General features: G+C 44.1%; 10 protein-coding genes, 10 tRNA genes, 2 rRNA genes and 1 pseudogene (1 of these 23 running past the window's edge). 20 read left to right on the forward strand and 3 right to left on the reverse strand.

The features are described from left to right. From AFK25_RS00815 to glmS, 19 genes are all read left to right on the forward strand, one after another. Nucleotides 1–675, forward strand: a 23S ribosomal RNA gene (locus tag AFK25_RS00815) (it extends 2,251 nt beyond the left edge of the window). A gap of 118 nt (nt 676–793) precedes the next feature. Further along, nucleotides 794–910: ribosomal RNA gene (gene rrf / locus AFK25_RS00820) — 5S ribosomal RNA — on the forward strand. A 15-nt stretch (nt 911–925) separates the two neighbouring features. After that, nucleotides 926–1,000 (forward strand) — tRNA-Asn (locus AFK25_RS00825). A gap of 2 nt (nt 1,001–1,002) precedes the next feature. After that, nucleotides 1,003–1,075: transfer RNA gene (locus tag AFK25_RS00830), tRNA-Thr, on the forward strand. A gap of 15 nt (nt 1,076–1,090) precedes the next feature. Next, nucleotides 1,091–1,162, forward strand: a tRNA-Glu gene (locus tag AFK25_RS00835). An 8-nt stretch (nt 1,163–1,170) separates the two neighbouring features. Next, nucleotides 1,171–1,246 (forward strand) — tRNA-Val (locus tag AFK25_RS00840). 3 nt (nt 1,247–1,249) lie between these two features. After that, nucleotides 1,250–1,325: transfer RNA gene (locus AFK25_RS00845), tRNA-Thr, on the forward strand. 5 nt (nt 1,326–1,330) lie between these two features. Beyond that, nucleotides 1,331–1,415: transfer RNA gene (locus AFK25_RS00850), tRNA-Tyr, on the forward strand. A 17-nt stretch (nt 1,416–1,432) separates the two neighbouring features. Further along, a tRNA-Gln gene (locus AFK25_RS00855) sits at nt 1,433–1,507 on the forward strand. A 10-nt stretch (nt 1,508–1,517) separates the two neighbouring features. Further along, nucleotides 1,518–1,590 (forward strand) — tRNA-Lys (locus tag AFK25_RS00860). A 6-nt stretch (nt 1,591–1,596) separates the two neighbouring features. Next, nucleotides 1,597–1,671 (forward strand) — tRNA-Gly (locus AFK25_RS00865). A 1-nt stretch (nt 1,672) separates the two neighbouring features. Then, a tRNA-Ala gene (locus tag AFK25_RS00870) sits at nt 1,673–1,745 on the forward strand. Between the two features lie 140 nt (nt 1,746–1,885). Beyond that, nucleotides 1,886–2,782, forward strand: a complete 897-nt coding sequence (rocF, locus tag AFK25_RS00875; RefSeq protein WP_009362619.1) for an arginase — start codon at nt 1,886–1,888, stop codon at nt 2,780–2,782. Nucleotides 2,783–2,903: 121 nt separating this feature from the next. Further along, the gene (gene sigW / locus AFK25_RS00880; protein ID WP_009362620.1) at nt 2,904–3,467 is read left to right on the forward strand and encodes an RNA polymerase sigma factor SigW; all 564 of its coding nucleotides are present in this window, start codon (nt 2,904–2,906) and stop codon (nt 3,465–3,467) included. Nucleotides 3,468–3,486: 19 nt separating this feature from the next. Then, entirely contained in the window at nt 3,487–4,101 is a 615-nt protein-coding gene (locus tag AFK25_RS00885; protein WP_009362621.1) for an anti-sigma factor family protein, read from the forward strand. Between the two features lie 63 nt (nt 4,102–4,164). After that, nucleotides 4,165–4,986, forward strand: a complete 822-nt coding sequence (gene cdaA, locus AFK25_RS00890) for a diadenylate cyclase CdaA (protein WP_009362622.1) — start codon at nt 4,165–4,167, stop codon at nt 4,984–4,986. Then, nucleotides 4,979–6,211, forward strand: a complete 1,233-nt coding sequence (locus AFK25_RS00895) for a CdaR family protein (RefSeq protein WP_019416502.1) — start codon at nt 4,979–4,981, stop codon at nt 6,209–6,211. The genes cdaA and AFK25_RS00895 overlap by 8 nt, the downstream gene beginning before the upstream one ends. Before the next feature lie 19 nt (nt 6,212–6,230). After that, nucleotides 6,231–7,574, forward strand: coding sequence for a phosphoglucosamine mutase (gene glmM, locus AFK25_RS00900; RefSeq protein ID WP_009362624.1), 1,344 nt, complete (start codon nt 6,231–6,233; stop codon nt 7,572–7,574). Nucleotides 7,575–7,968: 394 nt separating this feature from the next. Then, nucleotides 7,969–9,771: a glutamine--fructose-6-phosphate transaminase (isomerizing) gene (glmS, locus tag AFK25_RS00905; protein ID WP_019416500.1), complete on the forward strand. Its 1,803-nt coding sequence runs from the start codon at nt 7,969–7,971 to the stop codon at nt 9,769–9,771. An 80-nt stretch (nt 9,772–9,851) separates the two neighbouring features. On the opposite strand, the gene AFK25_RS00910 is transcribed toward glmS, so the two are convergent. Together AFK25_RS00910 and metE are read right to left on the reverse strand one after the other, a co-directional pair. Then, the gene (locus tag AFK25_RS00910; RefSeq protein ID WP_035067736.1) at nt 9,852–10,301 is read right to left on the reverse strand and encodes an acyl-CoA thioesterase; all 450 of its coding nucleotides are present in this window, start codon (nt 10,299–10,301) and stop codon (nt 9,852–9,854) included. Then, nucleotides 10,292–12,244 carry a 5-methyltetrahydropteroyltriglutamate--homocysteine S-methyltransferase gene (gene metE, locus AFK25_RS00915; protein ID WP_035067737.1) on the reverse strand — a complete coding sequence of 651 codons (1,953 nt, stop codon included), beginning with the start codon at nt 12,242–12,244 and terminating at the stop codon, nt 10,292–10,294. The genes AFK25_RS00910 and metE overlap by 10 nt, the downstream gene beginning before the upstream one ends. Before the next feature lie 93 nt (nt 12,245–12,337). On the opposite strand from metE, the gene tnpC reads away from it, so the two are divergent. After that, a complete protein-coding gene (tnpC, locus tag AFK25_RS00920) occupies nt 12,338–13,786 on the forward strand; it encodes an IS66 family transposase (RefSeq protein WP_049720840.1) in 1,449 nt (482 codons plus the stop codon). Between the two features lie 73 nt (nt 13,787–13,859). Here tnpC and AFK25_RS00925 read toward each other — a convergent pair. After that, a pseudogene (locus AFK25_RS00925) lies at nt 13,860–14,189 on the reverse strand (5-methyltetrahydropteroyltriglutamate--homocysteine S-methyltransferase); the annotation flags it as partial. Nucleotides 14,190–14,305 lie beyond the last annotated feature (116 nt).

A 14,305-nucleotide genomic window follows, 5' to 3' on the forward strand; every position in this document is an offset into this window, starting at 1 on the left:
CAGTGTCAGGTGGGCAGTTTGACTGGGGCGGTCGCCTCCCAAAGCGTAACGGAGGCGCCCAAAGGTTCCCTCAGAATGGTTGGAAATCATTCGTAGAGTGTAAAGGCAGAAGGGAGCTTGACTGCGAGACCTACAAGTCGAGCAGGGACGAAAGTCGGGCTTAGTGATCCGGTGGTTCCGAATGGAAGGGCCATCGCTCAACGGATAAAAGCTACCCCGGGGATAACAGGCTTATCTCCCCCAAGAGTCCACATCGACGGGGAGGTTTGGCACCTCGATGTCGGCTCATCGCATCCTGGGGCTGTAGTCGGTCCCAAGGGTTGGGCTGTTCGCCCATTAAAGCGGTACGCGAGCTGGGTTCAGAACGTCGTGAGACAGTTCGGTCCCTATCCGTCGCGGGCGTAGGAAATTTGAGAGGAGCTGTCCTTAGTACGAGAGGACCGGGATGGACGCACCGCTGGTGTACCAGTTGTCCCGCCAGGGGCACAGCTGGGTAGCTATGTGCGGAAGGGATAAGCGCTGAAAGCATCTAAGCGTGAAGCCCCCCTCAAGATGAGATTTCCCATCGCGTCAAGCGAGTAAGATCCCTTGAAGATGACAAGGTAGATAGGTCCGAGGTGGAAGCGTGGCGACACGTGCAGCTGACGGATACTAATCGATCGAGGACTTAACTAAACACACAAGAAAAGCGTAGGCGACAATGCAACCCCTGTTATCTAGTTTTGAAGGAATAAAAAAATGCTTGACAACAAAAAATATTCCTTTATAATAACATTTGTCTAAAGCATGTTTGCTCGGTGACGATGGCGGAGAGGTCACACCCGTTCCCATCCCGAACACGGAAGTTAAGCTCTCCAGCGCCGATGGTAGTTGGCGGGACACCGCCTGCGAGAGTAGGACGTTGCCGGGCAAGATGATATATTATTCCGCAGTAGCTCAGTGGTAGAGCACTCGGCTGTTAACCGAGCGGTCGTAGGTTCGAATCCTACCTGCGGAGCCAGTGCTTCCATAGCTCAGTTGGTAGAGCACTTCCATGGTAAGGAAGAGGTCACCGGTTCAAGCCCGGTTGGAAGCTTGTGTGTCGTATGTTGGCCCGTTGGTCAAGTGGTTAAGACACCGCCCTTTCACGGCGGTAACACGGGTTCGAATCCCGTACGGGTCATCTTTTATGGAGGATTAGCTCAGCTGGGAGAGCACTTGCCTTACAAGCAAGGGGTCGGCGGTTCGATCCCGTCATCCTCCACCATATGCCGGCTTAGCTCAATTGGTAGAGCAACTGACTTGTAATCAGTAGGTTGCGGGTTCAAGTCCTGCAGCCGGCACCATCTGCGGAGGGGTAGCGAAGTGGCTAAACGCGGCGGACTGTAAATCCGCTCCCTTTGGGTTCGGCGGTTCGAATCCGTCCCCCTCCACCATGATTGTTTTTAATCGATGGGCTATAGCCAAGCGGTAAGGCAACGGACTTTGACTCCGTGATGCGCTGGTTCGAATCCAGCTAGCCCAGCCATTGATGTAATGAGCCATTAGCTCAGTAGGTAGAGCATCTGACTTTTAATCAGAGGGTCGGAGGTTCGAGTCCTCCATGGCTCACTGTTTGCGGAAGTAGTTCAGTGGTAGAACACCACCTTGCCAAGGTGGGGGTCGCGGGTTCGAGTCCCGTCTTCCGCTCCATGGGGCCTTAGCTCAGCTGGGAGAGCGCCTGCTTTGCACGCAGGAGGTCATCGGTTCGATCCCGATAGGCTCCATCTTATCGAAACCTTAGGGAATGTACCTAAGGTTTTTTTCTGTTTTTCATAGAATAAATATTCAAAAAGTTGTCGAGTTGAGCCAACTGTTTCTCCTCATGTACAATAAACAACAGATGCAACGAGGGGAGGAGATCGAGATGAACATTTCGATTATTGGAGTGCCAATGGATTTAGGACAAACACGCCGCGGTGTTGATATGGGGCCAAGCGCCATTCGTTATGCTGGCGTAGTGGAACGTTTAGAAAGCTTAAATCATGATATTGAAGATTTAGGAGATATTCAAATTGGTCGTGCTGAGCGCGTCCAAGATGTGACGAATCCAAAATTAAGAAATTTGAAAGCGGTTGCTGAAGCAAATGAAAAACTTGCTTCTGCGGTCGATGAAGTTGTAACAAGAGGTCGTTTTCCGCTTGTACTTGGTGGCGATCATAGTATTGCGATCGGGACGCTTGCAGGAGTAGCTAAACATTATAAAAACTTAGGTGTTATTTGGTATGATGCGCATGGAGATTTGAATACGGAGGAAACGTCGCCTTCTGGAAATATTCACGGTATGCCGCTCGCTGCAAGTTTAGGGCTTGGCCATCCGGCTTTAACGATGATCGGTGGATATAGTCCAAAAGTGAAGCCAGAAAACATTGTAATTATCGGTGCTCGTGCACTTGATGAAGGGGAAAAACAATTAATTAAAGAAAAAGGAATTAAAATATATACGATGCATGAAGTCGATCGTCTGGGCATGACAAAAGTGATGGAAGAGACAATCGCCTATTTAAAAGAGCGGACAGACGGTGTCCACTTGTCTCTTGACTTAGATGGTCTCGATCCACATGATGCACCGGGAGTTGGCACACCGGTAATTGGTGGACTGACATATCGTGAAAGCCATTTAGCGATGGAAATGTTAGCTGAAGCTCAAATCATCACTTCAGCGGAATTTGTTGAAGTCAATCCGATTTTAGATGAGCGGAATAAAACAGCTGCAACCGCTGTTGCTTTAATGGGATCATTGTTTGGTGAGAAGCTTGTATGAGAGGTGGCATGATGCCCCTCTCCATTTTTTTAAAAATATTAACATATTCGTTGCGATTTATGGAACTTTGCTTTATGTTATTCGTATAAAATAGTAGCCCCCATGCGGAGGTAAATATGGAATGGACATGTTTATTAAACAACGCATTAAAGCGATTAAAAAAGGAGATCAAAGCGCGTTTGCAGATATTGTCGAAATGTACAAGGATAAAATTTATCAACTGTGCTATCGCATGTTAGGAAATCGTCATGAAGCAGAAGATGCTGCACAAGAAGCGTTCATTCGGGCGTATGTCAACATTCATACATACGATCCGACAATGAAGTTTTCTTCTTGGTTATATCGCATTGCGACGAATTTATCGATTGATCGCATGCGTAAAAAAAAGCCCGATGTTTATTTAGATGCAGAAGTGTCAGGGACAGACGGATTAACGATGTACTCGCAGCTTGCAGATGAAGGAGCTTCTCCGGAAGATGCGTTAGAAAGCTTAGAGTTACAACAAATGGTACAAGAAGCGATTTTAAAGCTACCAGAAAAATATCGCACTGTCATCGTCTTAAAATATATTGACGAGCTATCACTGCAAGAAATTAGTGACATTTTAAATTTGCCAATTGGTACAGTGAAAACGCGTATTCATCGTGGTCGTGAAGCATTGCGTAAACATTTAGGCCATTTATGATGGAAAAGGAGTGAGACAGATGCCATGCTCTGAAAAAATCGTTCAATGGATGCATGATTACTTAGACGGAGACATTCAAAAAGAAGAAGAGCAACGATTGCGCAGCCATATTCAACAATGTGAAGCATGTCGAGAGCATTTTTATGCATTGGAAAAAACGGTGGCGTTTGTCGAAAATGTCTCCCACTTTACCCCTTCAGACGATTTCGTTAAAAAAGTGATGTATAATTTACCTCGTGAAAAACGGCGTGTGCGTTGGAAACGATGGTTTACTCATCATCCGTTTTTGACTGCCGCCTCGTTGTTCCTTTTGCTAAGCACGAGCAGTTTATGGGCAGTTTGGCAAGAGGATAATGAATTTTCGTTTTCTAAACAAGAACATTTAATTGTTCAAAATCATACGGTCATCGTACCAGAAGGGAAAGTTGTTGAAGGGGATATTGTTGTCCGAAACGGCGATATTAAAATTGAAGGAGAAGTGCACGGCAATGTGACGGTCATTAACGGCCATAAATATTTAGCTTCTGCTGGCGAAGTTACCGGACAAATTGAAGAAGTTAATGAAGTATTTGATTGGATTTGGTATAATGTAAAAAGAGTCGGTTACAATATCGCCAAAACATTAACGAAATAGCCATCCATATTGATGGCTTTTTTACATGTGAGAGCAATTAGAATGAGTGAAGGAAGTGTAAGAATGCCATTTGGAGAGCTCCCGACATTTGTAAATTACCTCATTAAGTTTGTGGACATTCTCGTTGTCTGGTTCGTCATTTACAAGCTGATTATGGTTGTGCGCGGTACGAAGGCCATACAACTGCTTAAAGGAATTATTGTCATCATTCTCGTCCGAATTGTAAGTAGCTTTATCGGATTAAGCACATTGCAATGGTTGATGGATCAAGCGATCACATGGGGTTTTTTAGCTATTATTATCATTTTTCAACCGGAGCTACGCCGAGCGCTCGAACAGCTCGGAAGGGGCAAATTGTTTTCGCGAAGCACGACGCCTGAAGAGGAAGAACAAACGCATATGATCGAAGCGATTGTAAAAGCAACAGAGTATATGGCCAAACGGCGAATTGGAGCTCTTATTTCTATTGAAAGAGAAACAGGAATGGGCGATTATATTGAAACTGGCATTCCGTTACAAGCACATGTTTCATCAGAGCTACTGATTAACATTTTTATTCCGAATACCCCGCTTCACGATGGGGCTGTCATTATTCAAAAAAATCAAATTGCTGCCGCATCTTGTTATTTGCCGCTGTCGGAAAGCCCGTTTATTTCTAAAGAACTTGGCACAAGGCATCGCGCTGCGTTAGGTATTAGTGAAGTGACAGACAGCATTACCGTCGTTGTGTCTGAGGAAACGGGAGCGGTTTCTGTCACGAAAAATGGGGAGCTTTACCGCGACTTAAAGTTAGATGTATTGCGAGAATTGCTGACGAAAGAGCTCGTTCAACCGAAGACAACTTCTTCATCTCGTTGGCAGTGGAGGGCGAAAAAAAGTGGATAAATGGATGAATAGCCCATGGTTTATACGCATTTTTTCTTTGTTGCTAGCGCTTATGATTTACGTTTCTGTGAATATTGAAACACAATCAAACAGCACGTCAAGAAATACGGTCGGTCAAACCGATGTCGAAACAGTGACGGACGTTCCCGTCGTCGCATATTACGATCAAGAAAACCTTGTTGTTTCTGGTATCCCACAATCGGTGAATGTCATGCTTGAGGGGCCGAAAAGCATCGTTACGCCAACGAAGCTGCAACGAGATTTTGAAGTATATGTTGATTTATCTAAACTGCCAATTGGTAAGCATACAGTTCCTGTGAAATACCGAAATATTTCTGAAAAGTTACGCGTTACTATTGATCCAGCGACAATTACTGTGACGATTGACGAGCGTGTGTCAAAAGATTTTTCTGTGGAAGTCGATTTTATTAATAAATCACAAATTGCAGACGGTTATTCACCGGAACAACCAATTGTGAAGCCAAATATTGTGAAGGTGACAGGGGCAAAAACGCTAATTGACAAAGTTGCGTTAGTAAAGGCACGTGTTGACTTAAAAGGAGTCGAAGAAACGATTGAGCGAGAGTCGAAAGTGACGGTGTATGACAAAGAAGGAAATGTGTTGTCTCTTGATGTGGAACCGTCTATTGTTGATATTACTGTGCCAATTAAAAGTCCAAGCAAAACAGTTCCATTAAAAATTGATCGAAAAGGAACGCTACGGGAAGGATTAAGCATTAGTAAAATGGAAGTGATTCCGAGCGAAGTTACAATTTTTGGACAAAAAGCAAAAATTGACGACATCGAATTTATTAGCGGCATTGAAGTCGATTTAAGCGATATTACAGGCAATACAACTTTACAAGTCGATGTGCCTGTACCAAAAGGAGTAAAAGCTGTAGATCCAGCAAAAGTTACAATTTTAATTGAAGTGGAGCAAGAAAAAGAGAGAACGTTTGGTCAAGTTCCAATTGAAGTGATTGGACTAAACGATGCATACAAGGCAGAATTTATCGATCCTGCCGATGGAAATATTGCGCTAACTGCTTTAGGAGCTCAAAGTGTACTGAATGCTATTCAGTTGAAAGATATTGAGGTATACTTAAACGTTAGTGAATTAGGCATTGGAGAACATGACGTTCCAATTGAAGTCAATGGACCTCAAAATGTTCGATGGAGACTACCACAAAAAGAAGCAACGATTCGTATCACAAGAAATGAGTAACTATAAAAGGAGCGATAGCATGGGTAAGTATTTTGGAACAGACGGTGTGCGAGGGATTGCCAATAGCGAATTAACGCCAGAATTAGCTTTTAAAATTGGCCGTTTTGGTGGCTACGTATTAACAAAAGATAAAGAACGTCCGAAAGTGCTAATCGGGCGCGATACGCGCATTTCTGGTCATATGCTGGAAGGAGCGCTAGTGGCAGGACTGCTTTCCATTGGGGCAGAAGTGATGCGCCTCGGTGTTATTTCTACACCGGGCGTCGCATATTTAACAAAAGCGTTAGGCGCACAAGCAGGGGTTATGATTTCTGCTTCGCATAACCCTGTCCAAGATAATGGGATTAAGTTTTTTGGACCAGATGGTTTTAAACTTTCTGATGAACAAGAGTTAGAAATTGAAGCGCTTCTCGATAGTGAACAAGATACGTTACCACGCCCGATCGGGAAAGATTTAGGGCAAGTAAACGATTACTTTGAAGGCGGACAAAAATATTTACAATATTTAAAGCAAACGGTGGACGAAGATTTTTCAGGCATTCACGTTGCGCTTGATTGTGCGCACGGTGCGACGTCGTCATTAGCGACACATTTATTTGCTGATTTAGATGCCGATGTGTCTACGATGGGCGCATCTCCAAACGGATTAAACATTAACGAAGGTGTCGGTTCGACACATCCAGAGGCGTTGGCTGCGTTTGTGAAGGAAAAAGGAGCAGATGTAGGTTTAGCGTTCGATGGCGATGGCGACCGATTAATTGCGGTTGATGAAAACGGTCAAATCGTTGATGGCGATCAAATTATGTACATTTGCGCAAAATATTTACACGAACAAGGTCGCTTGAAACATCAAACGGTCGTTTCGACGGTGATGAGCAACCTTGGTTTTTATAAAGCGCTTGAAGCACAAGGAATCAAAAGCGTACAAACAGCAGTTGGCGACCGTTACGTCGTCGAAGAAATGAAAAAGAACGGCTACAATTTAGGTGGAGAACAATCGGGGCATATTATTTTCCTCGATTACAATACGACAGGCGACGGGTTACTGACGGCGTTACAGCTTGTCAACATTATGAAAATGACGAAAAAGCCGCTTTCTGAGCTAGCGGGGGAAATGAAAAAATATCCACAAAAATTAGTGAATGTGAAAGTAACAGACAAACATGAGGCGATTGCGAATGAAGAGGTGCAGCGTGTCATTCGCGAAGTAGAAGAGGAGATGGCTGGAAACGGCCGCATTCTCGTTCGTCCGTCTGGTACGGAGCCGCTCGTTCGCGTGATGGCAGAAGCGCCAACAAACGAACTTTGCGATCAATACGTCGAGCGCATTGCGTCTGTTATTCGCGAACGCTTTGGCGCATAATGATATGCTCGGTAAACGATATGCATAAATGGAACCATTTATTCCATTTATGCATATTTTGTTTATACAGGGGTAAGCGATACACATTGACGTTTGCCTCTTTGTTGTTGTAAACTATTGTTGTTTGACATCTTACATGAAAGGAGGATAGCGGAAAACAACTGTATAAAAGCGCCTGGACTAAGCTTTGGACGGGAAAAAAGCTTAGTTGACGAGGAGGAGGTTTATCGAGTGTTCGGCGGATGCCTCCCGGCTGATGCGATGACAGCCGCAAGTTCTTTCTTAAAACAAAGAGGCGACTCTTTGCACAAAGGAAAGAACGTTCATCGCCATTTCATCAATTATTTAAGGGGCAAGAGCCCCTTCTTGCCCCTATGATTAGGGAGGACTTGTTATGTGCGGAATCGTTGGTTATATTGGTGAACAACCATCAAAAGAAATTTTATTGTACGGATTAGAAAAGTTAGAATACCGTGGCTATGACTCTGCGGGGATTGCTTTACTAAACGAAACAGGAGTACATGTGTTTAAAGAAAAAGGACGAATTGCTGATTTGCGTGCGATTGTCGCAGAAGATGTAGACGCACCGCTTGGCATCGGTCATACACGTTGGGCAACACATGGCGTACCGAACCGCGTCAACGCCCATCCACACCAAAGTGCATCAGGCCGCTTTACGCTTGTGCACAATGGGGTAATTGAAAACTACGAGTTGTTAAAACGTGATTATTTAGCGCACGTGTCGTTTAAAAGTGATACCGATACAGAAGTCATTGTGCAGTTAATTGAAACGTTTGTAAACGACGGATTATCGGTAGAAGAAGCGTTTCGTAAGGCGCTTTCGTTATTGAAGGGTTCATATGCGATTGCTTTAATTGATGCAGAAAATGATGGTGTCATTTATGCGGCGAAAAACAAAAGCCCGCTTTTAGCTGGATTAGGCGAAGGATTTAATGTAGTCGCCAGCGACGCATTAGCGATGTTACAAGTGACAAATCAATATGTTGAGCTCATGGATAAAGAAATTGTCATTGTCACAAAAGAAAGTGTGACAATTAAAAAGTTAAATGGTGAAGTAGTAGAGCGTGCACCATATGTAGCGGAATTGGATGCAAGCGACATTGAAAAAGGAACATATCCTTACTACATGTTAAAAGAAATTGACGAACAGCCGCTCGTCATTCGCCGTTTAATTGAAAAATATCGCAACGAACAAGGCGAATTGGCGATTGACGAAGAAATCGTGCAAGCAGTGAATGAAGCGGATCGTTTATACATCGTCGCTTGCGGCACGAGCTATCATGCTGGTTTAGTCGGTAAACAATTGATTGAAAACTGGGCGAAAATCCCTGTTGAAGTGCATATCGCCAGCGAGTTTTCTTACAACATGCCGCTTTTATCGGAAAAACCGTTATTTATTTATATTTCACAAAGTGGAGAAACAGCGGACAGCCGCGCGGTACTTGTGCGCACGAAAGAGCTTGGCTATAAATCGTTAACGATTACGAACGTACCAGGTTCGACATTATCGCGCGAGGCAGACTATACGCTTCTTCTTCATGCAGGACCGGAAATCGCGGTTGCATCAACGAAAGCATATACAGCACAAATTGCGGTGCTTGCCATGTTAGCTGCGGTAGCTGCTAAAGCGAAAGGAATGGCGCTAGATGTTGATGTGACGAAAGAGCTTGGCATTGTTGCAAATGCGATGGAAGCACTTTGCGATGCAAAACATGAAATGGAGCAAATTGCGCGCGAGTATTTAGCGACAACACGCAACTGCTTCTTCATCGGTCGCGCCGTTGACTATTATGTTGTATTAGAAGGCGCATTAAAGCTAAAAGAAATTTCTTATATTCAAGCAGAAGGCTTTGCAGGTGGAGAATTGAAGCACGGCACAATCGCCTTAATTGAAAACGGCACACCAGTGATTGCCCTAGCGACACAAGAACATGTCAACTTAAGCATTCGCGGGAACGTAAAAGAAGTTGTCGCTCGCGGCGCAAATCCGTGCATCATCTCGATGAAAGGATTAGACATGGAAGACGATCGTTTCGTCATCCCAGCCGTTCATCCGATGCTCACACCGCTTGTGTCTGTCGTGCCATTGCAATTAATTGCTTACTATGCAGCATTACACCGTGGCTGCGACGTCGACAAACCGCGCAACTTAGCGAAATCTGTAACGGTGGAGTAAAGCGTAGAATTGAGTAATAAAAAACACACGTCATAGATTACCTGTATGTAATCGGACGTGTGTTTTTTCATGTAAATATTTTATGCCTTATTGTTTCGTTTGTTTTGCTGATACAGTTTTACGATTTGTTCCTCCTGTTCACGAATGATGACTTTCGGAACAGGGGTCGGTTTTTTATTTTGATCGATGGCGACCATTGTTAAAAAGCATGTGGTTGTTAAGTGATGTTCTCCTGTAAATAAATCTTCTGTTTCGACTTTGACGAATACTTTCATGGATGTGCGTCCGGTCGAGTAGACGAATGCTTCAAGTTTTAAAATATCGCCAACTTTCGCGGACGAAATGAAATCAACTTTGTCGATCGAAACGGTGACGACTGCTTTTCGCGCATGGCGCATGGCGGATATTGCCGCAATTTCATCAATATACGCTAAAACCGTACCGCCAAAAATCGTGCCGAGATGGTTCGTATCAGAAGGCAATACGAGCCGTGTTTGAATCGTTTTCGACTGCTCGACGCTCACTTCCATGCTTTCATCCCTCCATAAGCCAAGAGTTGCTGGCGATATTCGTGTGCGGCTTCCACCATCGCTTTGAGTGCATCGATAGCTTCTTTTTCTTTTCGCGTTTTTAATCCACAATCGGGATTGACCCAAAATTGTTCTGGACGAAGAACGCGAAGTGCCCGTTCGATTTGCTCACGTATTTCTTCTTTTGTCGGAATGCGCGGACTATGAATGTCATACACCCCTAAGCCAATTTCCTTTTGATACTCATATGTTTCAAATGATGAAACAAGTTCACCGTGGCTTCGCGACGATTCAATGGAGATGACATCCGCATCAAGCTCATCAATGATATGCATCATATGTTCAAACTGGGAATAGCACATATGTGTATGAATTTGCGTCTCCTCTTTCACCGATGAGGTAGCGAGACGAAACGCCATAACGGCATCTTCCCAATATGATGCATGCTTCTCTTTTTTGAGCGGCAATCCTTCCCGTAACGCTGGCTCATCGACTTGAATGATGCGTATGCCTTCCTTCTCTAACTGCAATACTTCCTCACGAATGGCGAGGGCGAGCTGCATCAGCACATGTTTTCGTGAAATATCGTCGCGAACGAACGACCAGTTTAAAATGGTCACAGGACCTGTCAGCATTCCTTTAACAGGTTTATTCGTCAGCGACTGAGCATACACGGTTTCTTCTACGGTCATCGGTTGTTGATAGGCAATATCGCTAAAAATAATGGGTGGACGAACACAACGTGATCCGTATGATTGCACCCAACCGTTTGTTGTGCATGCCATTCCTTGTAATTTTTCACCGAAAAATTCAACCATATCTGTGCGTTCAAATTCGCCGTGAACAAGTACATCAAGTTGTAGCTGCTCTTGAATGTTGATCCATTTTGCAATTTCTTTCTTTATAAACGACTTGTATTGATTATCGTTCCATTCGCCTTTTTTCCACCTCATCCGAGCTTGGCGCACGTCGTTTGTTTGCGGGAAGCTGCCAATCGTCGTTGTCGGCAATAGTGGAAGCTGCAAATGTGCTTGTTGTACTTTTTTTCTTTCGTTGTAAGGTGTTCGCCTTAACCGAACGGTGGTGATGTCGTTTGTTTGTTTTTGTTGTTGGCGGAACTTAGTGAAATAAGTGTTTGTTTGTTCATCGTATTTGATTAGGTCGTCGATTGTTGCGTTTCCTTTCATATATTCTGTAAGCATACGTATCTCATCTAATTTCTCATCAGCGAAAGATAGCGTGCTGACAAGTTCCGTTGGCAAGGCATGTTCATGTTTTGTCGTGACAGGGACGTGCAGTAAGCTGCAAGACGGTTGAATGATGAGCTGTTCAGCAACGCCTGCTAAATGATGAAGGAGCGTTGCTTTTTGTGCAAGCGAGCTTTTCCATACATTGCGACCGTCTACAATCCCAGCAACTAATATTTTATCTTTTGGAAATCCGTGTATGTTTATATGTTTGACGTTTTCGCCATCGTCATGCACGAAATCAAGCCCAATGCCTGCGACAGGTAAAGTAACGATTTCAAGATAATGCGATACGCTATCAAAATATGTTTGTAAAATAAGGTTTATATTTGGTACATCGCGATGAAAAACTTCATATACATCACGAAATGCATCGACTATATCGTCATCTATATGTTGAACGAGAATCGGTTCATCAATTTGTACGAATGACACGCCCGCTTCGCTTAGTTGTTTGAATAATTCCACATAAACTGGAACTAACTGGGCGAGATGTTTGCGCCACTCGCGTCTCTCGTATTGCTTAGAAAGTAAAAGAAACGTAATCGGTCCAAGTAATACAGGTTTTGTTTCAATATGGAATGTTTCTTTTATTAGTTTGTATTCTTTTAATAGCCGATTTTCTACTAATTTCGGCTTCGTTTGCCCGATTTCAGGCACAATGTAATGGTAATTTGTATTAAACCATTTCGTCATTTGTAACTATTCAGCCACATCATAAAGTGAGCTGAATATTTTTTGCTTTTCCTGTCTATGATGTGAATATTGATAGACAAGGAGGTGAATCACATGTTGACGGTACAACAAGCTGTATTTACAGTTGAGGGCTTAATCGGCAAAGTCCAACAACAAAAACAGCTCATTCATCAACTCATTCAAGAAAATGAACATTTGCGTCAAGAAAACAAACAGCTACGCAAAGAAAATGAACAACTCAAGCATCGCGTTCAAGAGCTGGAAGCACGCACGAAAAAAAACAGCTCCAATAGCCATTTGCCCCCATCTTCTGACCGTTTTGAGAAAAAGCGTTCCTCCCGCGAGCCGTCTGGCAAAAAGCCTGGTGGGCAAGAGGGACATGAGGGGACGACGCTCCGTCAAGTGGAACATCCACATCATCGTGTCGTCCATCGCGTACATACGTGTCAAGGATGTGGGGCTTCTTTGCGTGACGTCAAACCGTTCAAAGTCGATGTCCGTCAAGTGTTTGATCTGCCTCCCGTGTCGATTGAAGTGACACAACATGAGCGTGAAGTGAAATCATGTCCGCATTGTCGATGCGTGCAACAAGCGGAGTTTCCACCACATGTCACGAATCATGTGCAATACGGTCCACGTCTTACTGCGCTCGTTGTTTATTTGCATCATATCCAATTGATCCCTTACAAGCGTTTAAGTGATACAATCGAAGCGTTATATCAACACTCGGTTAGTACAGGAACCCTTGCCAATATGGTGAAACGAGGACGCGAAGCGCTGGAATCCAATATGGACATGATCGAAGACGCCTTACTTAACTCTAACATCTTGCATGTCGATGAAACGAGTTTGCGCATCAATGGTAAACTCGCATGGGTGCATGTCGCATGTACGTCGACATATACGTACTTGGCTTTTCACGCTTCTCGTGGAAAGAAAGCAACGGATGAGATCGGGATTCTTCCACAATACAAAGGGACGATGATGCATGATGCATTCGGTACGTATCCGAGATACACGAAAGCCACACATGCTCTTTGCCATGCCCATCATTTACGTGAGCTAAAAGGCTTCATCGAACAAGGCCATACATGGGCATCGCGCATGACCACGTTTCTGTTAGCCGCCAAACAGGCAGTCGAAGCGCATCACGGTGCACTTTCCGAAGAAGAAGCGAAACGATGGGAACGAGTGTATGATCGTATCCTAGCGAAAGCACAGCACCGATTGGAAACGATGACACCTTTTCCGAAAAAAGCACTCGCTTTTATTCGACGGCTTCAAAAACGAAAGGAAGAAGCGCTGCGTTTCTTATGTGAAGTGCATGTTCCCTTTGACAATAACCAAGCCGAGCGAGATCTTCGCATGGTCAAAGTCAAAGAGAACATCTCGGGTACATTTCGTGACGAAACGTTCGCGCAGTCGTTTTGCATCGCAAGAAGCATCGTTTCCACACTTACGAAACACGAAAAAAACGTGTGGGACTCGTTGTGTCTTCTGTTGGCAGGCGAAACGATCGATCGAGTTCTTTCCGCTACCTAGGGCATTTTCTATGACCGAAATGCCCTATTTGTGCTGGGCTTTTTTATACACTAGCACTGGGGTGAATAGTTACCGTCATTTCAAGCGCATGTTGTCCATTTGTACCGCGTGCCATCGCAAAATATTGTTCGAGCGCATTGTCTATTTGTTGAAATCGTTCTGGAATATACCCGAACATAAATGCTGCATCTAACACGTGATCGTATAAAGAAAAATCTCCGATTGGAATGAGGTCGATTCCTTTCTCTACTTGTTTACGAATCGAATCAAGTCGAATGTGTTCCATCGTTTCTATAAATTGCTGTTCGTTGATTTGCCCATTCCAAAAAGATTCTAACGCTTTTTTCCATTCTCTTTTCTCACCAATGCGCGGATATCCTACATTTGAACTACGGATGAACAAGTTAAGCACCTCCAGTTATTTATATCCCAATCAAGCGAAAAAGCCCTCTTCCAAGCAGAAGGAGGGCATAGCTAGCTCGTATTGAGATACATGAAGTGCCTCAAGATCATATGTCC

It is taken from the genome of Anoxybacillus gonensis, assembly GCF_001187595.1.
GTDB classification, from domain to species: domain Bacteria; phylum Bacillota; class Bacilli; order Bacillales; family Anoxybacillaceae; genus Anoxybacillus; species Anoxybacillus gonensis.

Coding starts and splice junctions, on each gene's coding strand:
- rocF (WP_009362619.1), top strand. CDS start 1,886: ATGAACATTTCGATTATTGGAGTGCCAATGGATTTAGGACAAACACGC.
- sigW (WP_009362620.1), top strand. CDS start 2,904: ATGGACATGTTTATTAAACAACGCATTAAAGCGATTAAAAAAGGAGAT.
- AFK25_RS00885 (WP_009362621.1), top strand. CDS start 3,487: ATGCCATGCTCTGAAAAAATCGTTCAATGGATGCATGATTACTTAGAC.
- cdaA (WP_009362622.1), top strand. CDS start 4,165: ATGCCATTTGGAGAGCTCCCGACATTTGTAAATTACCTCATTAAGTTT.
- glmM (WP_009362624.1), top strand. CDS start 6,231: ATGGGTAAGTATTTTGGAACAGACGGTGTGCGAGGGATTGCCAATAGC.
- glmS (WP_019416500.1), top strand. CDS start 7,969: ATGTGCGGAATCGTTGGTTATATTGGTGAACAACCATCAAAAGAAATT.
- AFK25_RS00910 (WP_035067736.1), bottom strand. CDS start 10,301: ATGGAAGTGAGCGTCGAGCAGTCGAAAACGATTCAAACACGGCTCGTA.
- metE (WP_035067737.1), bottom strand. CDS start 12,244: ATGACGAAATGGTTTAATACAAATTACCATTACATTGTGCCTGAAATC.
- tnpC (WP_049720840.1), top strand. CDS start 12,338: ATGTTGACGGTACAACAAGCTGTATTTACAGTTGAGGGCTTAATCGGC.